Raw genomic sequence first — 25,994 nt, 5'->3', positions numbered from 1 at the left:
GAGGGATTTTATGAGTTATGAAGATAAGTACACAAATATTAGACATTCATATGATTGTCTAAAATTAATTAATTATACTTTTCAGAAATTTTTAGATGTAGATAGTATTAATTATCAGATTGAGTTAAAAAAATCATTAGAAGAAATTGGTTTGCTTTTTGAATTGGATAGAATTTATATCTATTATTTTTCTGAAGACCCTACTTTTATGCAAATAGAATGTCAATGGAATAAAAAAGATATAAAACCAAAAAGAGAAATACAACAAGATGAGGTAGTTTATGCTCTTCCATGGCTTATACGTGAGATTAAGAATAATGATTTTGTTGCAATAAATAATATGGATGAGCTTCCTGCTGAAGCGGTATTTGAAGAAGAAGCCTTTTTAAAGGAAGGAATAAAAGCTTCTCTTATAATTCCATTAAAAAATGAAAACAAATTAATTGGGTTTATAGGCTATGAAAGTTTGTCAAAACCTATTATATGGGAAGAGGATCAAGTAAAAATATTAAGAGATATTTCAAGAGCTTTTTCATATACAAGAGCAAGAATTATAAATGAAAAAGCGTATGAATCAACTCTTAATGGACAAGCAATTTTACTCAATAATTCTGAATCACAGATTTGGGCTTTGAGGAATGTTACTTCTTATGCAACTGTTAATGAAGCTCATGCAAAATTTTTTGGAAAGAAGAAAAAGAACTTAGAGTATCAAGATTTATACGATATATTTGATATAGATACTGCAAATAAGTTGTCTGAAAATAACTGGGATTTATTTCAAAAAAATGAGCCGGCAGAAAAAGAACTTGAGATTAAGAATTGGAAAGGTGAAAATAGGTTACTTAAAATTAAAAGTAAGCCCCAGAGAGATGAAGTAGGTAATATTAAGTTTATTATTTGTACTGCTGACGACATTACAGAGCAGAGGATAGCAGAAACTGAGCTATACAAGGCAAAAGAACAGGCAGAAGCAGCCAATATAGCAAAGGGTCAGTTCCTTGCCAATATGTCTCATGAAATAAGAACACCAATGAATGGAATATTAGGATTTCTTGAATTGTTGAAATCAACTAATATGTCTTTAGAACAAAAAGAATTTATACGTGAAGCAAAAGCCGCTTCAGAGATATTATTACATATTATTAATGATATATTGGATTTTTCAAAGATCGAAGCTAGAAAGTTAACTATGGAGAATATTGGTTTTAACTTAAGAAATATTATTGAAGATGCAGTTTCTCTCCTTGCTCATAAGGCAGCAGAAAAAGGAGTTCAACTTTATACTATGATTAACCTAGGTGTTCCTGAAGAGGTTGTTGGCGATCCAGCAAGGCTTAGCCAGATATTAAATAATCTTATAAGTAATGCAGTAAAATTTACTGAATGTGGTGAGATTTCTGTTACAGTTGATTGTTTAGAAGAAGAGAATGGAACAGCCATGCTTAATTTTCAAGTAAAGGACACTGGAATTGGAATTCATAAGGACCATATTAATACAATCTTTCAATCTTTTAGCCAAGGGGATTCTTCTACAACTAGAAAGTATGGAGGAACAGGACTCGGACTTGCGATATCTAATGAATTGGTCAAAATGATGGGTGGTAAAATTCATGTTGAAAGTGTACTAGGGGAAGGATCTACTTTCAAATTTAATGTGAGATTGAAGATTACTAAGAGAGCTTCAGAGCAGAAATTTGCGTTTGAAAAGCTTAATGGTGTGAATATTTTGATTGTTGATGATAATACGAATAATAGGAAAATTATGAGTTCATATATTCAAGGAAATGGTTTAAAGGTATTTGAAGCCCAAAATGCTACTAGTGCTATGACCACAATTTTTTCAAATGCAAATACAGAAAACAAAATAAGTGTTGCTATTATAAACTACCAAATGTCTGATATGAGTGCTTATGAACTTGCAACTACATTAAAAACAATACCTTTTGCAAAGGATATTAAACTAATACTTTTAACTTCAGTAGCTCAAAAAGTAGAGGCTAAAGTTGCAAAGGAATATGGCTTTTCATCGTATTTGGGTAAGCCTGTAAGAAGAGACGACTTACTTGCTTGTATTGCTATGGCATTGGGATTGAAAAAAGAAGATAAAGAAGAACATCAAGTTATAATGAAACATGTAGTTAAAGAAGTTAAGAATGCATTAAAACCGAGGATTTTATTGGTTGAAGACAATGAAATGAATCGTAAAATTGTTATAAGTATGCTTAAATCTCGTAATATGACTTGTGATGTGGCTGTAGATGGTAGTGAAGCATTAAAAGCAGTGTCAGAAAAAGATTATGATGTTGTTTTTATGGATTGCCAGATGCCAATAATGGATGGATATGAATGTACATCTAAAATAAGGTTGATTGAAGGAGATAAAAAGCATACTACAATTATTGCAATGACTGCTAATGCCATGGAAGGTGACTCAGAAAAGTGTATTGAATCTGGAATGGACGAGTATATTAGCAAGCCTATTAATTTTGATACTATGTTTAATATGATAGAAGTGAATATTAAAGAGAGGGAGCTTAGAGCTGATTATATTAGTATAATAGATAATAATATTGATCATTTTGTTGAAATCACAGGACTTGAAAAAGATGATGCGAGAGAAATATTTGAAGACTATATAAAATATTTGCCAAATTTATTGGCAGGTATTAATGATGCCATTGAAAGTAATGATTTTAAGAAATTAGCAAAGTTGACTCATGAGTTAAAAGGTTCCACTGGAACTTTAAGAATAACGTCTATTTATGAATTAGCAATAAAGCTTGAGGAAAAAACTACGAAAAGAGAAATAGATGAATGTGCTAGGCTTTTTATTAAAATAAAGGAGTTGTTTTATTAAGTAGATGCATTAGGTGATACTCAAAAATTTAGTAATTAAATTTAAAAAAATAAGAGATATAGGGGAGTTTTTAGTATGAAAAAGGTATTAATCATTGATGATTCATCATATATGCGAATGTTTTTAAAAAAAATTATTCAAAAAGGAGGTTCGTATACGATATTTGAGGCATCAACTAAAGATGATGCAATAGAGATGTTTAAAACTGAGAAACCAGATATTGTAACTTTAGATTTGAATATTTCTGCGGTTATGAGGGAAGGTATTGATACATTAATTGATATAATGAGTATTGATCCTGAAGCAGTTGTAATTATTGTATCAGCGTCGGGATACGAAAATTTTAAAGATGAATGTATTGAATTGGGAGCTAAGAGTTATATTAAGAAACCATTCGATACTGAGACTATATTAAAGACATTAGAAGAATATAAATAAAAAAAGCCTAGTGATGATAACACTAATCAATCCTTAAAACAAAAGCAGATAATCCAAATATTACATTTGGTGTTAGTCGCTTTCGCATAGTGCTTATTTTGTTTTAGGGATATTGGATTTAACGGAATATGTTAACAAAAAGGATGCTAATCTTGCGAGGATGGGGCATCTTTTTGTTTGCGTTTAATCTCAAGATTAATAACAACCTGTAATTTATCTATTAGCGAAAATAGTTTATAAGATATATAAAAGAAATGATAAGTTATTACATTTCATATTTTAAATTTTTATAAATTAAAGTTTACATTTTGAATTGAAGAGATCTTTTAGTATATAGAAGACAACACAATCGATTGAAAAAATCTTCAAAAATAAACTTAATTTATAAGAAGGGATGATAAATATGAATAATTATAACAAGAAATTTGATGCTGTATTTGAAGGCGGAGGAGTAAAAGGTGTAGCTTTCGTAGGAGCCATAGCTAAACTTGAGGAGAACGGATATTCAATAGAAAGATGTGCAGGAACATCAGCAGGAGCTATAATATCAGCACTTTTAGCAGTAGGATATACAGCAGCAGAAGTAAAAGAGATTATGCTTAATACAGATTATAATAATTTCTTAGATAAAAATATATCTATATTAAGTACTGGCAATATATTAGAAAAAGCATCTCATATGTACAATTTATTTACAGAAAAAGGTTTTTATAGTGGAGATTACTTTGAAAAATGGATAGACAAGCTTCTTAAAGCAAAATCAAAAACTAAATTTAAGGATGTATGTGTCAATGGTAAGTCAAGATTAAAAATAATCGCTGCTGATATAACTAATAGCACTATGTTAATATTGCCTGATGATCTTAAAAAATATGGAATAGATCCTATGGAATTTGAAATATCAAAAGCTGTAAGAATGAGCATGAGTATTCCATTCTTCTTTAAGCCAGTAGAATTAAATACTGATAAAGGTACTAATTTTATTGTGGATGGTGGAATTTTATCTAATTATCCTATATGGATATTTGATTCGGAAGGTAAACCAGAATATCCTACATTTGGATTTAACCTTGATGAGAATGAGTTAAGTTATACAGCACAAGGTAAGACTAATTTCTTATACTATTCATATGATGTATTAAGCACTTGCATTTTTAGTCATAATAGTGAAGATAATTATATTAGAGATAAGGATTTAGTTAGAACAATAGATATACCAACACTTGGAGTGAGCACAACAGATTTTGACTTATCAAAAGAAAAGAGTTTAGCATTATATAAATCTGGATATGATAGCACTGAAAAGTTCTTAAAAGAATGGGATTTTGGAAAGTATGTCAAGAATTATAGAGATGCAGCATAAAAATCTGTATTTGAAGTTAGAGCATAATTTTAGTTAAAGAAATAGCAATGAAAATAAAAGGAGCTATCTTAGAATGATTTTTCAAATCATTAGCTGAGATCGCTCCTTTTAATTTGGTTGATACATTTATTTTTATTATTACACAAGTAAAGAATAATTATTTTTAATCTTCAAATAATAAGAATATTAAAAATATTAAGAAGTATAATGTTCGTTAGAAAGATAAATAGTTTTCTATCAAATATTAAAACTAGATCATACAAGGAGGTATATATTTATGAATAATTTTAACGAAAGTCAAACTAAAGAAAATTTAATGAGAGCATTTGCGGGAGAAAGTCAGGCAAGAAATAGATATAACATTGCTGCATCAGTGGCTAAGAAAGAAGGATATTCTATTTTACAAGATTTATTTAACTATACAGCAAATCAAGAAAAAGCTCATGCAAAAGAATTTATGAAAAGATTAAAAGAATTTTCAGGAGAAGACATTACTATAACAGCAGCGTATCCAGCAGAAGTAGAAACAAGTACATTAGTTCTTTTAAGAGCAGCAGAAAAGCATGAAGCAGCTGAACATGATGATATTTATAGTGGTTTTGCAAAAATTGCAAGAGAAGAAGGATTTGATGAAATTGGAACATTATTTGATAAGATAGCTTCAATCGAAAAAATTCATTCTAATAGATTCAAAAAATATGCCGATGAATTAGAAAGTGGTAATCTATTTAAGAAAATTAATAATGAACAATGGATGTGTACTAATTGTGGATATATTTATGAAGGAACAGAAGCACCAGAAGTATGCCCTGTTTGTGTGCATCCTAAAGGATTTTTTATTCCATTTAAAAATTCACCTTTTGAATAAAGATTGTTAAATTAAAAAAGGCTATTACTATTTATTGTTAATTATAAAATGGTAATAGTCTTTTTTGATTAATTAGAAAATACTTTATTAAATGATAATCTTACAACTGGAGATACAATAAGCATATTAAGAGGTAACGCCATAATAAAGTTTCTAATAATACATAATGGATAAATTTTTAATGCTCCACTATTAAAGCCAACAGCTGTTATAGCACCATACATAGACATACAAATCACCATACCTATTACCATACATGATGAGATAGTTAATATAACCTTAATTGGTTTAGTTTCGTTATTAGGTTTCACAATTTTTAGTGCAATTGGTTTTGCAATTTTACCAACAATAAACACATCTAATAAAAGTGCAACAATAAATCCAAGCCAAAAATCTTTTAAAAGATTATTAAAGAATTGACTATGAAAGCCTTCATTTAATATCATATTATAAATGGTCATACCTAAAACCATACCGAAGCACATCATTAAAGTAAAAATAAATTTTTGTAATTTTGTTTGTCCCATAATAAAAATTTTCCCCCATATTAAATATTTTAAAGTCAACTAAGTTGACAAAATGAATTATAACAATTATTCTGCATTGTGTCAACTTAGTTGACTTGATGCGGTACTTATTAAATCTGAAATGCAGAAAAATATATGTTACAATATATGAAAATGAAGAATAAGGTGAGAATGATGAAGAGTAATTTAAATATAATAGATTTAATAAGCGAAAAACATATTGTACTCAGACGTGAAGTGGAAGATAGATGGGAAGCTGTAGAAGATGAGGAGATTTCTCATACTGAAGCACTTTTTTTAGCTAAAATTGAAATGGGTAAGATATCTATTGCTGAAGTTGCTAGGCAAGCTAATATATCTCGTCAAGCCATGTATAAATGTGCTAAAAAATTAGAGCTAAGAGGATACTTAAAATTTGTAATAGATGAAAGCAATAATAAATATACAGATCTAACAGAGAAAGGTAAAGATTATTGTAGAAGAAGCAAAGAATTAAAGGAGAGTATAGAAAAAGAAATTTCTGATGTTTTAGGTGAGGAAAATATAAGAATGCTTAAAGAATTGTTAAATAAGAGATGGATAAAATAATAATACTATAAGAGTAATATATATCTGTAATACAAAAAATAAGCTGTTATGGAATGAGTTATGTCATTAGTCCATAACGGCTTTTTATTTTAGATTAATAAAAATTATTCTTCAAATGTAAGAGAAAGTTGACCTTCACCTTTTAATATTACAGTATGTTTATCTATTGGAATATTTAAGAATACATTTGTCAAATTAATATTATTATTAAGATTAAAATAGTATTTTAATTTATCATTTGAATCTTCTATTATTATTACAGTTATTGGTTTCTCAGGTGTGATTAATCTTAATGTTACTTTTTGTCCAATACTTCTATCAAAATGATATATACCTTCAGTGTAAATTTTTGCAGTAGGAACTGGTTCACTTTTATATGCACTGGCTTTTAAAGGTGTATTTATGATTATACAAAAAATAATAAAAATAAAAATAAGTAATTTTTTCATTATATATATTTCACATCCTTTCCTTAGTAGTGTTCTTTATTTAGATAATATTATTACTATTATTTTAAAAATAACTATACAAATAACTATACAAATTAGATAAAAATTATATATAAATAAAGTATAGATATATTTAAAATAAAGCGATATTTCTATTGAAGTTTTTTAATATCATATATCTGTAATACAAATATACTTAACAGAATATATTTGTAAAAAGGTTATAACTTACAGAATATTGATTGGAGGGAGCTACAATGGACTTTAGTAAATATAATTCACAAGTAATTAAGGATATAGAGCACTATGTAAGTAGGGCTAAAATAGGGATAATACTAAAATCTGAACAAAAAGAAATTACAAAAGATAATAAGAAAGTAAATACATTTAATTTGATTATTCAACTTAGAAAAGGTGAAGCAATAAAAATAGATGGAAAGAATAATATATATAATTTTACTGTTTCTATTGATGGGAAAGATGTTTATAAAGCAGAAAAATGCAACTATAGAGATGAAGAATTTAGACAGTCTATAAAAGATGCAAAAGAGAGCATTAATTTTATAAATTGTTTTGAAGCATTAGGAAAAATATTTAAAAAGAAAAGAAAATAAATAACTCATATAAGAACTAGTAACTTAAATTATGCTTAATGTTACTAGTTCTTATTTAATATTGCTTAATAGATTAGAAAAGAGTTATCTTATTATTAATAATAAGGTATAATTAGGAAATGTTAGAGCATTTAACAGAATAATAATAGAAAAAATTTAAGATATAGGAGTAGACATAATGTATAAGATATTAATTGTAGAAGATGATTTAACTATAGCAAGTATTTTGAAAAATTATTTATGCAAATGGGGATATGGGGCAGAAATTATTTCTGATTTTAATAATGTTATGGAAGAATTTACTAAGTATGATCCACAATTAGTAATATTAGATATTACATTACCTTTTTATAATGGATTTCATTGGTGTACAGAAATTAGAAAAATATCAAAGGTACCAATAATTTTTGCTTCATCTGCTAGTGATAATATGAATCTAATAATGGCTATTAATATGGGTGCTGATGACTTTATTGCCAAGCCTTTTGATTTAAATGTAGTAGTTGCAAAAATACAAGCATTAATTAGAAGAACTTATTCATTTCAAGGAAAAGTAAATATATTAGAAAGTAATGGAGCAGTTCTTAATTTAGGGGATACAACTCTTACTTATAAGGATGATAAATTAGAATTAAGTAAAAATGAGTTTAAGATATTACAAATACTTTTAGAAAACAAAAATAAAGCTGTTTCTCGTGACGATATTATGAATCATCTTTGGAATAGTGACAGTTTTATTGATGATAATACATTAACTGTTAATGTAACTAGGCTTAGAAAAAAGTTAGAGGATATAGGGCTTAAAGATTTTATTAAAACTAAAAAAGGAATTGGTTATATGGTAGGTGATTAGTATGCAAAAAGAATCTATTTTTTTTATGATATTCTCTTATTTTAAAGAAAGAATAAAGATTATTTGTACATTTTTTATATTTATTAGTATATTTTTAGTTGTATATTTATTATATCATCTTCCGTTAGAACCTGTTTTATATGCTAGTTTATTAACAATTACATTAGGGTTTCTATTTAGCTTATATGATTTTTATAGATTTTATAATAAGCATATGTTTTTAAAATATATTTTTAATACAGTAGAAGATAAATTAGAAAAGATGCCAGAAAATAATAAATTGATAGAAGAAGATTACCAAGAGATTATTAAAAAAATATATAATAATAATGCAGAATTAGAGTATAAGATTAATAATAATCGTAGTGAAATGATAGATTATTATACAATGTGGGTACATCAAATAAAAACACCTATTTCTGCATTACATATGATTTTACAATCTATGGATTCATGTGAAAACAAGAAACTTATGAATCAAGAAGTATTTAAGATAGAGCAATATGTTGAGATGGTACTTCATTATCTTAGATTAGAAAGTATGTCTTCTGATTTAAGATTAGAAGAATATAATTTACAAAATATTCTTCATCAAGTAGTTAAGAAACATGCTTTAATGTTTATTAATAAGAAGATTAAATTGGATTTAGAGGAAATAGATTATAGAGTGATAACTGATGAAAAGTGGCTTACATTTGTATTAGAACAGATTTTATCTAATGCATTAAAATATACTAAAGAAGGTACAATTTTTATTTATATGGATAAACAAAATAAAGATACTTTAATAATTAAGGATACTGGAATTGGAATAGAAGAAGAGGACATACCTAGAGTATTTGAAAAAGGATTTACAGGATATAATGGTAGAATGAATAAGAAGTCTACAGGTATAGGGCTATATTTATGTAAGAATATTTTAAATAATCTTTCTCATAAAATATTTATTACCTCACAAGTAGGAAAAGGAACAATTGTAGCTATTGATTTTTCAAGAAACAAGATTGAAATAGAGTAAGGGACAATCACATGTGCCTAATCTTACACATATGTAAGGTTAAAAGAAGAAATGTAAGTCAATATTAAGGCAATACATTTCTTTTTTTATTATACTTAATTTGTAATAAGGTACATTAAAAAATATTTGGAGGTAATAATAAATGGCATTATTAGAAGTTAAAAATTTAAAGAAGATATATACTACAAGATTTGGTGGAAATAAGGTAGAGGCATTATCTGATATTTCATTTTCAGTGGAAGAGGGAGAATATGTTGCTATTATGGGAGAATCAGGTTCAGGTAAAACTACTTTACTTAATATATTAGCATCATTAGATAAACCAACAAGTGGTGAAGTTTTATTAGAAGGAAATAATATTGTTAATATAAATGAAAAAGAAATTTCTGCTTTTCGTAGAAATCATTTAGGATTTGTATTTCAGGATTTTAATTTACTTGATACATTTTCATTAAAGGACAATATATTTTTACCTTTGGTGTTATCAGGAAAAGAATATAAAGAGATGAATGAAAGATTAAAACCAATTGCGAGTAAATTGGGGATTAGAGATCTATTAGAAAAGTATCCATATGAAGTATCCGGAGGACAAAAGCAAAGAGCAGCAGTGGCAAGAGCACTTATAACAGATCCTAAATTAGTATTAGCAGATGAACCAACAGGAGCATTGGACTCAAAATCATCTACTGAATTATTAAATTTATTTTCAGATATAAATAAAGCAGGTCAAACAATAGTAATGGTTACTCATAGTACTAAAGCAGCTAGTCATGCTAATCGTGTGTTATTTATAAAGGATGGAAAGCTTTTTCATCAAATTTATCGTGGGTCTATGAAAAATGATGAAATGTATCAAAAGATTTCAGACAGTCTTACTGTTTTAACAACAGGAGGTGCTGAAATTGAATAATTCATTTTATTTTAAATTAGCTCTGACTAATTTGAAGAAGAATGGTAAGACTTATTTTCCTTATGTTATAGCGGCAATTTGTGCAGTAATTACATTTTATACTATGAAGTCTATGGTATTAAACAAAGGATTAGACACAATGAGAGGTGCTGATGCATTAAAAACATTATTAGGATTTACATCGTATGTAATAGCTATATTTTCTATAATATTTCTATTTTATACTAATAGTTTTCTAATAAAGCGTAGAAAAAAAGAAATTGGGCTTTATAATATTCTTGGAATGGAAAAAAAGCATATTGCAAAAGTACTCTTTTTTGAAACATTAATAGTAGCGATTATAAGTTTAGTTTTAGGATTAATAGGTGGAATTATAATAAGCAAGTTATTGTTTTTAATATTGCTTAATTTAATAAAATTTGAAGTTACATTATCTTTTTCAATATCAATTCCAGCAATAATTTCTACAGTCAAGATTTTTATTATAACTTTTATAGCTATATTAATTAAAAATTTTATAGAAGTTAAAATCTCTAATCCTATAGAATTATTAAAAGGTGGAGAAAAGGGAGAAAGAGTACCAAAAACATCAAAATTGTTGGCTATTTCAGGAATTATTGAATTGATGGTAGGCTATGGTATAGCCCTTACAGTGGAATCTCCAATAGCTGCCATTACAGTATTTTTTATTGCTGTACTTTTAGTAATGGCTGGAACATATAGTACTTTTAGAGCTGGTAGTATAGCTTTATTAAAATTATTAAAAAAGAATAAGAAGTTTTTTTATAAGACAAATAACTTTATTTCAGTATCAGGAATGATATATAGAATGAAGCAAAATGCTATAGGACTTGCTAATATATGTATTCTTAGCACAGCAGTGCTATTAACAGTATCTACTACAGTATGTTTATATGTAGGCCAAGAGGACAGCCTTAGAAATAAATATACTCAAGATGTGAATATATCATTAGATAAATCAACAAAAGAAAATATTGATAAAATTAATATGATGATAAATCAAGAATCACAAGCTAATAATGTAAATTTAAAAAATGAATTAACTTTTAATTCTATAGATATGATGGTAAGAGAAAATGGAGAAACATTTGAAGTTACAGAACCTAATATGTCTAGTATGGGAAATATGATGTCTTTAGCATTTTTAACATTAGATGATTATAATAAATTGGAAGGACAAAAGGTTTCTCTAGATAACAATGAAGTTCTTATATTTTCTGTAGAAGATAATTTTGAAAAAAATTCTATAACTCTTGGAAATAGAAATTTTAATATAAAAGAAGAATTAAATGAATTAAAAATATCAAAAAAGCAAGATAATCCTATGATTAAGGAATATTATATTATTGCAAAAGATGAAAGCATTCTAAAAGAAATATATAAAGACATGAATCATAAAGAATTAGAGGCTATGAGCTATAATGTTGCTTTTGATATTCAAGGAGAAAATAATAATTCTATTATGAATTTCTCTGATAATTTGAAGGCTAAGGTTAACAATGTGGCTAAATGGAATTGTCATAGTATATATACTGAAAGGGAAGATTTTTATACATTTAATGGCGGATTCTTATTTATAGGTGTTTTTTTAGGATTATTATTTACAATGGCTACAGTTTTAATAATCTATTATAAGCAAATTTCAGAAGGCTATGATGATAGTGAAAGATTTAAGATAATGCAAAAAGTTGGTATGAGTAAAAGAGAAGTTAAAAAGACTATTAGTAAACAAATATTAATGGTATTTTTCTTACCACTAGTTACAGCTGTAATTCATATTGTTTTTGCCTTCAAAGTAATGAAAAAAATGTTAGCTTTATTTGCAATAAGCAATACAAGTCTATTTTTACAATGTACTTTAGGAACAATGATTACTTTTGCTATAGTTTATATATTAGTCTATAAATTAACAGCAAAAACCTATTATAATATTGTTCAACAAGAAGATTAAATAATGAAAGTACTATTTAGATGTAATTGTATCTAAATAGTACTTTTTAGTTTTAAAAATACTTTAACTTAGGTTTGAGAATTATTATCTCTGGTATATACTATATAATGAGGAAAGATATATGCATTATTATTTGGATTTTTTAAGATATACTTTATTTAGAGACACTTTAAATTAATTATTAACGGGAGGAATTTATGGATAATAGAGAAAAGGTTTTTTATGTATTAAAGAAGTATTATGGATATAGCACTTTAAGAAGAGGACAATATGAAATAATAAATAGTATTCTTAATTGTAGAGATACCTTTTGCCTTATGCCTACAGGTGCAGGAAAATCAATTTGTTATCAAATACCAGCCTTAATTTTTAATGGTATAACTCTTGTAATTTCACCGTTAATATCTCTAATGAAAGATCAAGTTGATAATCTTGTTGAAAGTGGTATAAAAGCAGCATACATAAATAGCACTCAAAGTATTGAGGAGATTAAAAACATATTATTAGAAGCTTCCATAAATGAATATAAAATAATATATATTGCACCTGAAAGATTGGAATCAAATATATTTAGAAATATGATAAAAGATTTAGATATTTCTCAAATAGCCATTGATGAAGCTCATTGTGTATCTCAATGGGGTCATGACTTTAGAAAAAGCTATTTGCAAATTTTAGAGTTTTATAAACTTTTAAAGAACAAACCAATAATTTCTGCTTTTACAGCAACAGCAACAAAAGAGGTAAAAGATGATGTAATAAATCTTTTAGGGTTATTTAAACCATATATATACATAGGTGATATTAATAGAGAAAATTTAAAATTAACTGTTTTAAAAGAAATTGATAAATTAGAAGAATTAAAAGATATTATAAGGAGTCATGAAGAACAATCAGGAATAGTATATTGTGCTTCACAAAAAGAAGTAGATAATCTTTATTACTATTTAAATGATTTAGGCTATAGTGTCGGAAAATATCACGGTGGGCTTAAAGATGAAGAAAAAGAAAGTTTTCAAGAAGGTTTTTTATTTGAAAAATTTAATGTAATGATTGCAACTAATGCATTTGGAATGGGCATTGATAAGTCAAATATAAGATTTATAGTACATTTTACTATCCCTCAAAATATAGAATGTTATTATCAGGAAATAGGAAGAGGGGGAAGAGATGGAGAAAAATGCGATTGTTATCTTTTCTATTATGAAAGTGATATAAGAAGAGTCGAATATATAATAAATAAGAGTTCATCTTTTAAAACACGAGAAGTTCATCTTAGAAAATTACAATATATGATTGATTATTGTAATTTAAAAGAATGTTATAGAAAATATATATTAAATTATTTTGGAAATTATGGAAAACTAAATTACTGCAATAATTGCAGTAATTGCTTAAATGATGATGAGCTAAAAGATTTTACAAAGGAAAGTCAAATGGTTTTATCAACTGTTTTTAGAACAAGAGAAAAATATGGAATATCAGTACTTATAGATATATTAAAAGGGTTTAAAGGTCCTAAAATAATACAAAATAATTTGGATAAAGTAACAACTTATGGAATAATGAGAGAATATGGTAGTTCATTAATTAAAGATTTGATTAATAGCTTATTAAAGCAAGGATATGTAGATTTAAAAGAAGGAACATATTCAATGTTAAAACTTAATCAACGTTCATATAAAGTCTTAAAAAACAAAGAAAAAGTTATATTTAAAATTTTAGATAAAGAAGAAAGTATTTTAAATATAGAATTATTTGAGGCATTGAAAAAATGGAGAAAAGAAAAAGCGTTTAAAGAAAATAAAAAACCATACATAATTTTTTCAGATACAACTTTAATTGATATATGTAATAATAAACCTGATAATGTAGAAAAACTACTAGATATTAGAGGGATTGGTGAAAAGAAAATAAATGATTATGGGGAAGAAATATTAAAAATAATCGCTCTGTTTTAAGCAAGGTGTTGATATTGTAGAATAAAGCTCGTGGACAGAGGAATTTACTTTAAGAACTCTAAAAATGTATATTAGTCTAATTAATGCATGTTCCCAATGAAACATTGTGACAAGCAATTAATTGTAAATATTAAAAGGAAACTCGACTTCGCTGAGTAAGTTCGAAAAGCTAAATATAAAATTTAGATTCTCACTTAAGAGTTCTAAAAAGCAAATTCCAACGCCACTACACCCTTATACTACAATATCAACATGTACTTAAAATAGACCAAAATAATAAATAAATATTAGTATGTATTTAAAGGAAAGTGAAGTTTAACTAAACTAAATTAGTATAGACTTCACTTGTTTTTATTTAGAATATTATGTTGGTTACACTAATGATTTATGAGAGAGTTTAGCAGTTAGCAGAAAATAACATTACCGTTAATAAAATAATACTTGTGTATAAGAAAATCTTATTATAATTATTTCAAAGAATGCCTTAAAAAATCAATAAATACTTCATCAGCTATACATTTTTTATAATTTTTATTTTTTATAAGATAAAGTTTTCTACTAATTTTTATGTTTTCTTTAAATGGAATAGATTTAATTAGTCCATAATTAAGTTCATTTTTGACTGAGTAGTAAGATAAAGCTGATACTCCAATGTTTGAAATAACTCCTTGTTTAATAGCTTCAATATTACCTATTGTGTAAATCTTTTCAGAATTGAATTTAAAATTACCTATACTTTCAAGATATTTAGTTATTGAACTTTTAGGATTTGATATTAGGAAAGTACTGTTTTTTAAATCATTTATACTTATAGATTTTTTTTGGGTAAAAGGATGGTTATTACCTACTAATAACACCAATGGGTCTTCACCAATAACTTCACAAATTAAATCATCATCAAAAAATTCAGGTTGGCTTATTAAACCAATTGAGCATACATTATCTTTTATATTTTGTATTGCATCTTTAGCGTATTTGACATCGTTTAATATAGAGATGTATGGATGTTTTAAATTAAATTTATATATTATATCAGGAAGTATATAAGTTCCTGGTGTGCTAGAACATGAAATGTTTATTTTCTGTTCTTTTAAATCATTTAATAGTGAAATCTTGAGTTTAGCCTCATTTGTTGATTCTAATATTTTTCTAGCATATGGTAAAAATTCTTTTCCAGCTTCAGTTAATTTTACATCTTTATTATCTCGTGAAAATAGCTTTGTATTAAAATATGATTCTAAGCTTTTTATTCTAAGGGACACAGCAGCTTGAGTACAGAATAACTCTTCGGAAGTTTTGGTAAAGTTTTTATTTTCAGAGAGAATAAGAAATGTTTTTATATTTTGAATATTCATTTCAATACCCCTTAATATATGTTTATTTTAGTAAAATTATACTACACATTAATAATCTAATAAACAAGTAACTATAAAAAATGCTTATAGTAAAAGTAAAAAGAAAATTTTTAATAAGTATTTGTAATTGGATATGTAACTTGATTTACTGTTAGAATAATTCTCGAGGAAACTAATACAAAAATGAGAGGAGAATGTATTTTGAGCAATTCAGAAAAAGAAGTAAAGATAAAAAAACAAAAAAGTCCTTTTGAGATAAGAATGCAATTTTTTGGTTTACCAATAGCACTTATATTATTTGCAATAATTTTTACAATGCCAACACCAAACGGACTTTCTTATTCAGGAAAGATGGCAATGGGGGTATTCTTATTTGCATTAACATTATGGATAACAAATAGTATACCTAATTATGTAACAGCACTACTTACTATAGTTCTTTTACCATTAACTGGTGCTTGGAACGAGACTCAAGTTATGGGGGTTTTAGGGTATGAAGTTATTTGGTTAACTTTTGCAGCCTTCATAATAGCATCTGGTATGGAAAAGAGTGGACTTGCTAAAAGATTAGCATTATTTCTTATTACTAAATTTGGAAAGAGTACTAATAATATATTAGCATTACTTATGGCAACAAATTTTCTAATAGCTTTTGTTGTTCCATCAACAACTGCTCGTGCTGCGATGATGTTCCCTATAGTAATGCTAGTAATAGAAGCTTTTCATGTTAATTTAGATGATCCTAAAAATAACTTTGGTAGATTATTAGCATTACAAGGAATTCAATCAAATAACTTATCAACTGCCGCTATTTTAACAGCTACATCATCACAAATACTTGCAGTCAGCTTTATAAGAGATCTTTCAGGTCATGAAATTTCATGGGGTGAATGGTTTATGGCATCAGCTCCAATAACTATACTTACATTAATAGCTTCATTTTTTATAGGTAAGTCATTATTTAAAGTTCATAATAAAAAAGTAACTGTAGAAGACATGAAAAAACTGAACGATCAATATAAAAGCCTTGGAAAAATGTCAATAACAGAAAAGAAGGCACTTATTATTTTTGCTTTCACAGTTATTATGTGGGCACTAGATAAAGGACAACTTAAAATATTAGGATTTAGATTAAGTTTAGTTATGGTTGCAATATTATCAGCAGCATTATTCTTTATGCCTTATATAGGAATATTAAAATGGAAAGAGGCCAAGATATCATGGAACTTATTAATATTTGCATGTGGAGCATATGCAGGTGGAGTTGCATTAAATGATACTGGCGTTGCATCATGGGTGCTTAATAGTATATTTACTTCTTTGGGAATTGAAAATTTAAGTTTTTATGCTTTATTTGCAACAATAATGTTTATTTCAAGTTTTAGTCATTTAGTATTTACATCAAAAACAGTAAGAACAATAATACTTATACCAACAATAATAGCAATAGCAAAAACATCAGGTTATAATCCAATAGCATTGGCATTACCAGCAGCATTAACTATTGCGGATACGATTACATTACCGCCAAGTAGTAAGGTTAATCTTATATACTACAACACAGGATACTTTACTGTATTACAAGAATTAATCTATGGATTACTTGTATTATTAGTAAAATGGGCAATTTTAATGGGTGCTTCATTTACTTGGTTTAAAGTATTAGGAATAGTTTAGGAGGGAAATTTATATGAAAAAACTACTAACTATAGTATTAGTATTAACTTTAGTGACTTCATCATCAGTGCCAGTTTTTGCAGCAGATAAAGATGCAAAGCTTGTATCTATAGAAGATGTAATTACTAAAGACGGAGAAAATGCAAATATAAAAGAAAGTATAAAAGCTATAACTGATTCAAATGGAAATATATATTTTCCATCTTATAAAGATAGCAAAATAAATAAAATTACAATAGAAAATGGAACACAAAATGGAAATGTTGAGCTTATAAAAAATGGAGATATAGAATATAACTCATTAAACTTCAAAGAAAAAAATACAGAAGTTACATTTGATCTTGAAATTATACAAGAAAAAACTTATGTAGAAAAGGGAGCTAAAATAGGAAGTACATTTCCTAAAAATATAAATATGATTGAATTTAAAGATAAAAATAATTCTCCTTTAAATATTGAAAATTACACAATTAATTTAGCAGCTCCTATTGGATATGAACTTTTAAATATAGTTAACTTTGATCCAGAAAAAGAATATGAAGTTTTTGAAAAAGACGGAAAAATTTTTGGTAAATATGCATTTGGAAAAATTAAAAGTGGATCTGATATGAAACTTGCAATTAATATATATAACAAAAATAAAACTTTTAATTATATAGTTTGGGGAATGGCTATAATAATTTCAATATTGTTTATGGTTAAGAATAAGGATTTATTAACAAAGGCTAAAGAAGAAAAATTAAAGAACAAAAGTTTAAAAATGAAGAATATATAATATAATAAGTAGGTGAATAAAGTGAGGAAAAGACAAGGCATATTAATAATAGCAGATGGTTTGGGTGACAGACCTAATAAAGAATTAAATGGATTAACTCCACTTGAAAAAGCTAATACTCCTAACTTAGATAGATTAGTGAGTGAAGGAATGTGTGGAAATGTACATCCAATAGCACCAGGTATAAGAGTAGGTACTGATGTAGGTCATCTTGAGATATTTGGATATGATAGCAGTAAAGTCTATCCAGGTAGGGGACCACTTGAAGCTGTAAGTGCTGGTATAGAAATTAATGATGGAGATATTGCTTTTAGAGGTAACTTTGGAACTATAGATGAGAATGATATTGTTATTGATAGAAGAGCTGGACGTATTAGAAAAGATACAGATTTATTAGCAAAGTCATTAAATGGAATGTTATTAGAAGATGGGACAAAGGTTTTAGTTAAGGAACTAACTGATCATAGAGTAGCTGTTGTATTAAGAGGAGAGGGTTTGGGAAAAGAAATAATTTGTACAGATCCAGGAACAGCTTGTGAAGGTGAGAAGTTAGTAATTCCAACAGCAATAGATAAAAATGATATTAAAAGTGAAAAAACAGCAAAAAATCTTCTTGAGTTTACAATTAAAGCGAATAAAATATTAAAAAATCATACAGTTAATTTAAAAAGAATTGAACAGGGAGAAAAACCTGCAAATACAATTTTGACCAGAGGTGTTGGACAAAAGAAATTCATGTCTAAGATAACAGAAAAGTTTGGAATTAAGGCAGTATGTATAGCTGGAGATAAAACAGTTTATGGTATTGCAAATTTAGCAGGAATGGAAAAATATACTGAAGATGATTTTACTGCGAATTTTGATACGAGAATAGATAAAAAAGCTGAAAAGGCAATAGAATATATAAATAAAGGTTATGATTGGGTTGTGGTTCATGTCAAGGCAACAGATCTTGCAGGTCATGATAATTTACCTATGAAAAAGGTTGAGGTTATAGAGAAGATAGACAAGATGGTTGGATATGTATTAGACAATATAGATAAAACGAAATGTTATGTGAGTTTTACAGCAGATCATTCAACTCCATGTGAAGCAAGAGATCATACTGGAGACGGGGTTCCAACTATAATATGGGGAGAAGATGTTAGAAAAGATGAGGTTAAGTTAACTGGAGAAAAATACTTTAATAATGGTTGTTTAAATAATATTACTGCATCTGATATTTTCATGTTACAAATGGATTTTATGGGATTTACTAAGAAAAGAGGAGCATAAAAATTAAATAATATAAGTTTAAGAGAACTGTATCTGGATATTTTTTGAAAAAATTCAGTATACAGTTCTTTGTTTTTATTAAGTATATTAATGAATTTACAAAAATTTGTCATACTGTTACCTTTTTGTTGAATATATTTTAATAAAAAGGAGGCGGGGATATGGACTTTAAAGAATTTATACAAATAGATAGAGAAAAGAATGGTAAAAATAAATTTTCAGGAACTTTTTTAGATTATTTAGAATTGGTAAAGGGTGATCCTGATATTGCTAAACTATCACATAAAAGAGTTTATGATATGATTTTAAAACAAGGAGTAGAGGAACTAAAAGGGGATGAAAATCCTAGAATAAGAAAAATATATGGCAATGATGTAATAAGAAGATATGGATTTTTTAAGGATGAATTTTATGGTATTGATAAAGTAATCATGAAAATATGTAACTATTTTAAATCAGCAGCTATGAAAGGTGAAGAAGTAAGGCAAGTATTATATCTTGTAGGTCCAGTTGGAGCTGGTAAATCTTCATTGGTTGAAAGTATAAAAAATGCACTTGAAGATTGTGATCCTATATATGCATTAGAGGGATGCCCTATGCATGAAGAACCATTGCATCTTATACCTAAGCATTTAAGGCCTAAATTTGAAGAGATGTTAGGAGTTCAAATTGAAGGAGACTTATGTCCTATATGTAAATATAGATTAAGTCATGAGTTTAAAGGAAAATATGAAGAATTCCCAATTGAAACAACAGACTTTTCAGTAAGATCTAGAAAAGGAATAGGTGTTGTACCACCAGTAGATCCTAATAATCAAGATACTTCTATTTTAAATGGATCTATTGATATATCTAAAATGGATTTATATTCTGAGGATGATCCAAGAATATTCTCTTTAAACGGAGCATTTAACGTTGGAAATAGAGGTATGGTAGAATTTATAGAAGTTTTCAAAAATGATGTTGAATATCTTCACACTATTATTACTGCAACACAAGAAAAATCAATACCTTCACCAGGAAAAGGCTCAATGCTTTATTTTGATGGAGTAATATTAGCACATTCAAATGAAGCAGAATGGAGTAAATTTAAATCAGATCATACCAATGAAGCTATTTTAGATAGAATAGTAAAAATAGAAGTTCCTTATTGCTTAGAATTAGATGAGGAAGTAAAAATATATAAGAAAATTTTAAATAGAAGTAATTTCAAAGCTCATGTAGCACCTCATACTATTGAGATAGCAGCTATGTTTGCAATTTTATCAAGATTATCTCAATCAGCTAAAGTTGATCCAATAACTAAGTTAAAGATTTATAATGGTGAAGAGATTGTAGAAAAGGGAAGTACTAAGAGAATCGACATATTGGAGTTAAGAGAAGAAGCTGGACAGTATGAAGGTATGAAAGGAATTAGCACTAGATTTATTATAAAGGTTATAGATAATGCTCTTGCTGATTCAGAATACGATTGTATAAATCCTTTAAGCATAATGGAAAGTTTAATAAGATCAGTTAAGGAAATGGATATATCAGCTGATGAAAAGAAGATGTATCTAGGATTTATTCAAGATACTATAAGAAAAGAATATAATAAAGTTTTAGAAAAAGAAATTACAAAAGCATTTATAGTTTCATTTAGAGAACAAGCAGAAAGCTTATTTAATAATTATATAGATAATGCTGAGGCTTTTGTAAATAAGAGTAAAATTAAGGATGTATCTACTGGAGAAGAGCTTAATCCGGATGAAGAGTTTATGAGAAGTATCGAAGAGCAAATAGGAGTTTATGATGCATCATCTAAAGGATTCAGAAGTGATGTCACTTCATATATGTTCTATGTTGTTAGAAATGGTGGAAAGATTGATTATACTTCATATGAACCACTTAAAGATGCAATAGAAAAGAAACTTATAGCTTCAGTTAAAGATTTGTCTAGAATTATAACAAAATCAAAAGTTAGAAATGAAGAGCAAGCAGAGAAATATAATTCTATGGTAGATGAAATGAAACGAAATGGCTATTGTCTTCATTGTTGTGATGTAATATTAAAATATGCGGCTAACAACCTATGGAAGGACTAAGTTAGCATATGGCAATTTTTAGAGATAGAACTGATAAACAAGTAGATCACGATAGAGCAATAGAAGATAAAAGAAGACATAGGCAATTAGTTGAAAAATCAATTAAAGAAAATTTAGGCGATATCTTATCTGAAGAGAGTATAGTCGGTCAAAGTAAAAATAAAAAATTTAAAATACCAATAAAAAGTATTAAAGAATATCAATTTGTATATGGTAAAAATTCTAAAGGGGTAGCTACTGGAACAGGTGAGGAAAAACGTGGCGATAAAATAGAGTCAGGTTCTAAAAAAGCAATGGGAAAAGGTAATAAGGGTGCAGGCAATGAAGAGGGTGATGAGGTTTATGAAACTGAAATTACCCTTGATGAACTTATGGAATATATATCGGATGAATTGAATTTACCTAATTTAGATGAGAAGAAGTATTCAGAAATAATAACTGATAGCTGCGGGAAGAAAAAAGGATATCAAAGACATGGAATAAGGCCAAGACTTGCTAAAAAAAGAACAGTTATGGCTAAGATATCTAGAAAGCAAAGTAAAAAAAGGGCCCTAATAGAAGAAGGCAGAGATTATGAAACTGAAAGATTTCCGTTTAGAGAAGAAGATCTTAGATATTATAAAGTTAAAATGCAACCTAAAAAAGCAAGTAATGCAGTTATGATATTTATTATGGATGCTTCAGGATCTATGGATTCAACAAAGAAATATTTAGCAAGATCATATTTCTTTGTATTATCTAGATTTTTAAAAAGAAAATATAACAATATAGCATTTGAATTTATATACCATACTACTGTTGCTAAAAGAGTAAGTGAATATGAATTTTTCCACAAATCTGAATCGGGAGGTACGTATATATCTAGTGGAATAGTAGAGGCTATAAAATTAATAGATGAAAAATATCCTCCAAGTGAATGGAATATATATCCTGTTTATGCCAGTGATGGTGATAATTGGTCTGAAGATAATATAAAAGCAATAGAATCAGTAAAGGAAATTTGTAAGATTAGTAATATGTTTGGATATGCAGAGCTTTTACCATCAACTTATACTCAAACTATGTACTATAAATTCAATAAAGACATTAATGAAAAGAATTTTATTTCTGTAGTTATTAAAGAGAAAAAGGATTTATGGGAAGCTTTAAAGACTATGCTTAAACAGGAATTAAAGGAGGATTAGTAAAATGAGCTACACTTTAAGGGAGATTGAAGAATGGAATGATAAAATAGAGAAAAAAGTAATAGAATATGGCTTAGATTTTTATAGTCAAGAATTCGAGTTTATAGACTTTAATGAGATGCTAGGTTATGAATCGTATGTAGGGATGCCATCCAAATATCCTCATTGGAGCTATGGCAAAGCCTATGAAAAAAATAAAATGTTGTATTCATTAAATCTTACAGGACTTCCTTATGAAATGGTAATTAATTCTGATCCTTGTTTAGCATATTTAATGAAAGAAAATACATTATTACTTCAAATATTAACTATGGCTCACGTATATGGACATAATGATTTTTTTAAGAATAATAGGTTATTTAAAGAAGGAACTAATGCAAAATATGCCATTGAAATGTTTAAACTAGATGCTGATATTATAAGAAGATATATTAATAATCCAAGTATTGGATATAAAAAAGTTGAGAGAATATTAGATGCAGCTCATGCTATAAGGTATCAGATTGGAAGAGTTATTGGGGTTAAAAAGTTATCAGATGAAGAAATAAAAGAAAATATGATTAAAGATTATGAAAGTAAATTAGATAATAGAGGAATATTAAATCAAGGTGAGGAGATTAAATTTCCGGATTTAGACAAAATTCCTATAGAGCCAGAAGATGATGTAGTGGATTTTATAATAAAGTACGGAGATTTACAAGAATGGGAAAGAACAATTTTGAGAATTGTAAAAAGAGAAACAGAATACTTTCTTCCACAAATTGAAACTAAGATAATGAATGAGGGCTGGGCAAGTTATACTCATTATAATATATTAAAAGAGTTAAACTTACCCGAAGGATTACATTTTGAATTCTTAAAGAGGCATAATGACGTTATAGCTCCTATAGTAGGTGGATTAAATCCTTATTATGTGGGATTTAAGATATTTAAAGATTTAGATAAAAAGTATGGAAAAGAAAAAATATTTGAAGTAAGAGAAATTGAAAGAGATAGCTCATTCTTGAGAAGATATTTGACTAGAGAATTGTGTGAAGAACTTAATTTATTTGAGTATAATAAAAGAACATTTGATATTGTTATTGAAGAAGTTTCTGATGAAGATGGATGGAAAGCAATTAGAGACAATTTAAGTTATACTTGTGGTATAGGTGGAATTCCCTATATTAGAGTTATTGATTTTAATACTAAGGATTATACACTAACTTTAGAGCATGTATTTGATGGAAGGGAATTAGAATTGAGCTATGCAAAGGAAACGTTAAAATACATTCAAGAGTTATGGGGTAAAAAAGTAAAGTTAATAACTAAAGACTCTGACAAAAAGGATGTTATTATAACTTGTAATATGGATAAAGAAATTACAATTAGTTGAATTATTCCCCAAAAAGGATATGAGATTTTTTCTTATATCCTTTTACTTTTATATTTAATTAAAATTTGTAAAAGATATTATAAATGTTATAAGTTTAGTTAACATAATGATGTTGTAACAAAAAGAAACAAAATGAATATTTTAATATAAGGTATGACATTAGAAATTTAATTAATGTCTAAATAATATTTAGGAGATAAGCATGAATTTAAAGGGGAGTAAAACAGAAAAAAATTTATATAAGACTTTTGCAGGAGAATGTAGGGCTAGAAGTACTTATAACTTATATGCAGAAAAAGCAACGTTAGAGGGATTCAGATGGATTGCTAAAGTATTTGATGAAACAGCTGAAAATGAATACGCTCATTCAAGAGAAGTTTTTAAGAGATATTTATGTAATGTAAAAACAACAGAAGAAAATTTAGTATCAGCTGCAATTGGAGAGGCAAATGAAAATAAAAATATTTATAAGGAATTTGAAGAGGCTGCTAGAGATGAAGGATTTTTAGAAATAGCTGACTTTTATAAAGAACTTAGAGAGGTTGAAGAATCACATGAAAAAAGATATTTAGAATTAGCTGAAAAAGTTAAATTAGGTATATTGTTTAAATGTGAAGAGACATGTTATTGGAAATGCTTAAATTGCGGATATATTTACGAAGGAAATGAAGCTCCAAATGTATGTCCATTATGTAAATATCCTAGAGCATACTTTGAGAAAATCTGTGAAAAAGATGTGAAAAAATAGGGGGATAATTGATTATGTATTTTAAATTTCCAAATGATTTTTTAATCCCTGTTAAATCAGTAAGTGATTTAATAGATAATTTGGATATAGAAAATTTAAGAACAGATAAAAGTGAAGAAATTGAAGAAGAGATAAACGAAGTAATAGAAGAGGAAATTAAAGAAGAAAAAGAAGAAGTACTTTTAAGTAAACGTGGATTAAAAGGAATTGATGAAGTAATAAATGATGAGGAATTTAGTGAATTTATAGCAAGTAAATGTGATTTTTCAGATGAATGTAAAATTACACAAAAAGAAATCATAGAAGAAGTAGAAAGAAAAGAAGGCATTTCTATCGAAGAAGGATTAAAAGACATTAAAAATAAAAAAATATGGGAAGAAATAGATGAAGAATATTCAGAGAGTCAATTGATGAAATAGTAAAAATGATAAAAGTTTAAATTTAAAAATATGATAAAATTTAATGTTATATAGGAAATTATAAAGAAAAAGTGGAGAGCTAGTAAAAATTCAAAGTGAAATTTCAAAAATATACTATTTTAGCAAATTTGCAAAGTTTAAATTATAATGATAAATTTGTATCTCTCCGCTTTTAATTAAGAGATGTAGTACAGTCTTTTAGGATTGAGTTTATACAACAAGGACATAAAAAATACTTACTAAAAATAAAATTAATATAATATATTAATTTGAAAATATTATATTGTGTGAGGTCAATATTTTATGAAATATAGAAATTTGATAAATGAACAGAGTCAAGACATAACTGTTTTAAGTCAATTGCTTAAAACTTATGTTGATTCTTATAGATTACTTATAGGGGGAGCATCTGAATTATATAATGTAAATATCGCCAAAAAAAGTGAAGTTAAAAAAGCACTAGACAGGATTAGTGAATTAGGGGAGTTGATTGATAAGTTAATAGTATCATTAGATAAGTGTGAAAGTGGATATATAAAATATTGTAAAATTAAAAGTGATTATATTTCAGTAAAATCAGAGAAGGATATTATACTTACAGAAATAGATAATGAGTTGGATTTTAAAGATAATAAGAATAGAGATGAAGATGAGTACGAAGAAATATAAAATTAGGACAAG

The 25,994-nt window shown here is 27.0% G+C and carries 23 protein-coding genes; 20 read left to right on the top strand and 3 right to left on the bottom strand.

Features of this window, described 5'->3' with window-relative positions; translation table 11 throughout:
- The first annotated feature begins 10 nt into the window (after positions 1-10).
- From NG918_RS13250 to rbr, 4 genes are all read left to right on the top strand, one after another.
- Positions 11-2,860, top strand: coding sequence for a response regulator (locus tag NG918_RS13250; RefSeq protein WP_252211875.1), 2,850 nt, complete (start codon positions 11-13; stop codon positions 2,858-2,860).
- A 75-nt stretch (positions 2,861-2,935) separates the two neighbouring features.
- Positions 2,936-3,298 carry a response regulator gene (locus NG918_RS13245; protein WP_252211876.1) on the top strand — a complete coding sequence of 121 codons (363 nt, stop codon included), beginning with the start codon at positions 2,936-2,938 and terminating at the stop codon, positions 3,296-3,298.
- A gap of 403 nt (positions 3,299-3,701) precedes the next feature.
- Positions 3,702-4,661, top strand: coding sequence for a patatin-like phospholipase family protein (locus tag NG918_RS13240; RefSeq protein ID WP_252226580.1), 960 nt, complete (start codon positions 3,702-3,704; stop codon positions 4,659-4,661).
- Between the two features lie 277 nt (positions 4,662-4,938).
- Positions 4,939-5,529: a rubrerythrin gene (rbr, locus tag NG918_RS13235; RefSeq protein WP_252226574.1), complete on the top strand. Its 591-nt coding sequence runs from the start codon at positions 4,939-4,941 to the stop codon at positions 5,527-5,529.
- A 68-nt stretch (positions 5,530-5,597) separates the two neighbouring features.
- Here the strand turns inward: rbr and NG918_RS13230 are convergent, their stop codons facing one another.
- Complete coding sequence (locus NG918_RS13230) at positions 5,598-6,056, bottom strand: DUF2798 domain-containing protein (protein WP_252226569.1); 459 nt, start codon at positions 6,054-6,056, stop codon at positions 5,598-5,600.
- A gap of 174 nt (positions 6,057-6,230) precedes the next feature.
- On the opposite strand from NG918_RS13230, the gene NG918_RS13225 reads away from it, so the two are divergent.
- A complete protein-coding gene (locus tag NG918_RS13225) occupies positions 6,231-6,644 on the top strand; it encodes a MarR family winged helix-turn-helix transcriptional regulator (RefSeq protein WP_252226567.1) in 414 nt (137 codons plus the stop codon).
- 104 nt (positions 6,645-6,748) lie between these two features.
- Here NG918_RS13225 and NG918_RS13220 read toward each other — a convergent pair whose 3' ends face one another.
- Entirely contained in the window at positions 6,749-7,093 is a 345-nt protein-coding gene (locus NG918_RS13220; protein ID WP_252226565.1) for a hypothetical protein, read from the bottom strand.
- A 257-nt stretch (positions 7,094-7,350) separates the two neighbouring features.
- On the opposite strand from NG918_RS13220, the gene NG918_RS13215 reads away from it, so the two are divergent.
- From NG918_RS13215 to recQ, 6 genes are all read left to right on the top strand, one after another.
- Positions 7,351-7,707, top strand: coding sequence for a hypothetical protein (locus tag NG918_RS13215; RefSeq protein WP_252226563.1), 357 nt, complete (start codon positions 7,351-7,353; stop codon positions 7,705-7,707).
- A 178-nt stretch (positions 7,708-7,885) separates the two neighbouring features.
- On the top strand, positions 7,886-8,560 hold the full coding sequence (locus NG918_RS13210; protein ID WP_252226562.1) for a response regulator transcription factor: 675 nt from the start codon (positions 7,886-7,888) through the stop codon (positions 8,558-8,560).
- 1 nt (position 8,561) lies between these two features.
- Positions 8,562-9,578 carry a sensor histidine kinase gene (locus tag NG918_RS13205; protein WP_252226561.1) on the top strand — a complete coding sequence of 339 codons (1,017 nt, stop codon included), beginning with the start codon at positions 8,562-8,564 and terminating at the stop codon, positions 9,576-9,578.
- Positions 9,579-9,720: 142 nt separating this feature from the next.
- The gene (locus NG918_RS13200) at positions 9,721-10,488 is read left to right on the top strand and encodes an ABC transporter ATP-binding protein (RefSeq protein WP_252226560.1); all 768 of its coding nucleotides are present in this window, start codon (positions 9,721-9,723) and stop codon (positions 10,486-10,488) included.
- On the top strand, positions 10,481-12,460 hold the full coding sequence (locus tag NG918_RS13195) for an ABC transporter permease (RefSeq protein ID WP_252226559.1): 1,980 nt from the start codon (positions 10,481-10,483) through the stop codon (positions 12,458-12,460). Before NG918_RS13200 ends, NG918_RS13195 begins: the two co-directional genes overlap by 8 nt.
- 197 nt (positions 12,461-12,657) lie before the next feature.
- Positions 12,658-14,421, top strand: coding sequence for a DNA helicase RecQ (gene recQ, locus NG918_RS13190; RefSeq protein ID WP_252226558.1), 1,764 nt, complete (start codon positions 12,658-12,660; stop codon positions 14,419-14,421).
- A gap of 467 nt (positions 14,422-14,888) precedes the next feature.
- Here the strand turns inward: recQ and NG918_RS13185 are convergent, their stop codons facing one another.
- Positions 14,889-15,776, bottom strand: a complete 888-nt coding sequence (locus tag NG918_RS13185) for a LysR family transcriptional regulator (protein ID WP_252211904.1) — start codon at positions 15,774-15,776, stop codon at positions 14,889-14,891.
- A gap of 201 nt (positions 15,777-15,977) precedes the next feature.
- Between NG918_RS13185 and NG918_RS13180 the strand changes: the two genes are divergently transcribed.
- From NG918_RS13180 to NG918_RS13140, 9 genes are all read left to right on the top strand, one after another.
- Entirely contained in the window at positions 15,978-17,453 is a 1,476-nt protein-coding gene (locus NG918_RS13180; RefSeq protein ID WP_224656120.1) for an SLC13 family permease, read from the top strand.
- A gap of 13 nt (positions 17,454-17,466) precedes the next feature.
- Positions 17,467-18,228, top strand: coding sequence for a hypothetical protein (locus NG918_RS13175; RefSeq protein WP_252211905.1), 762 nt, complete (start codon positions 17,467-17,469; stop codon positions 18,226-18,228).
- Positions 18,229-18,249: 21 nt separating this feature from the next.
- Complete coding sequence (gene apgM / locus NG918_RS13170) at positions 18,250-19,503, top strand: 2,3-bisphosphoglycerate-independent phosphoglycerate mutase (RefSeq protein WP_252211907.1); 1,254 nt, start codon at positions 18,250-18,252, stop codon at positions 19,501-19,503.
- A gap of 161 nt (positions 19,504-19,664) precedes the next feature.
- Positions 19,665-21,587 (top strand): PrkA family serine protein kinase, encoded by a 1,923-nt coding sequence (locus NG918_RS13165; RefSeq protein WP_252211908.1) that lies wholly within the window; start codon positions 19,665-19,667, stop codon positions 21,585-21,587.
- A gap of 8 nt (positions 21,588-21,595) precedes the next feature.
- Positions 21,596-22,771: a YeaH/YhbH family protein gene (locus NG918_RS13160; RefSeq protein WP_252211910.1), complete on the top strand. Its 1,176-nt coding sequence runs from the start codon at positions 21,596-21,598 to the stop codon at positions 22,769-22,771.
- A gap of 4 nt (positions 22,772-22,775) precedes the next feature.
- Positions 22,776-24,146: a SpoVR family protein gene (locus NG918_RS13155; protein WP_252211912.1), complete on the top strand. Its 1,371-nt coding sequence runs from the start codon at positions 22,776-22,778 to the stop codon at positions 24,144-24,146.
- A gap of 202 nt (positions 24,147-24,348) precedes the next feature.
- Complete coding sequence (locus tag NG918_RS13150) at positions 24,349-24,894, top strand: rubrerythrin family protein (RefSeq protein ID WP_252211913.1); 546 nt, start codon at positions 24,349-24,351, stop codon at positions 24,892-24,894.
- Between the two features lie 14 nt (positions 24,895-24,908).
- Positions 24,909-25,313, top strand: a complete 405-nt coding sequence (locus tag NG918_RS13145; protein WP_252211915.1) for a hypothetical protein — start codon at positions 24,909-24,911, stop codon at positions 25,311-25,313.
- A 303-nt stretch (positions 25,314-25,616) separates the two neighbouring features.
- The gene (locus NG918_RS13140; RefSeq protein WP_252211917.1) at positions 25,617-25,982 is read left to right on the top strand and encodes a hypothetical protein; all 366 of its coding nucleotides are present in this window, start codon (positions 25,617-25,619) and stop codon (positions 25,980-25,982) included.
- Positions 25,983-25,994: the final 12 nt, after the last annotated feature.

It is taken from the genome of Clostridium sp. ZBS2 (assembly GCF_023845855.1).
In the GTDB taxonomy this organism is placed as follows: domain Bacteria; phylum Bacillota; class Clostridia; order Clostridiales; family Clostridiaceae; genus Clostridium; species Clostridium aquiflavi.
The sequence above is the reverse complement of the archived record's forward strand: the minus strand, read 5'-3'. Positions and strand labels throughout refer to the sequence as shown.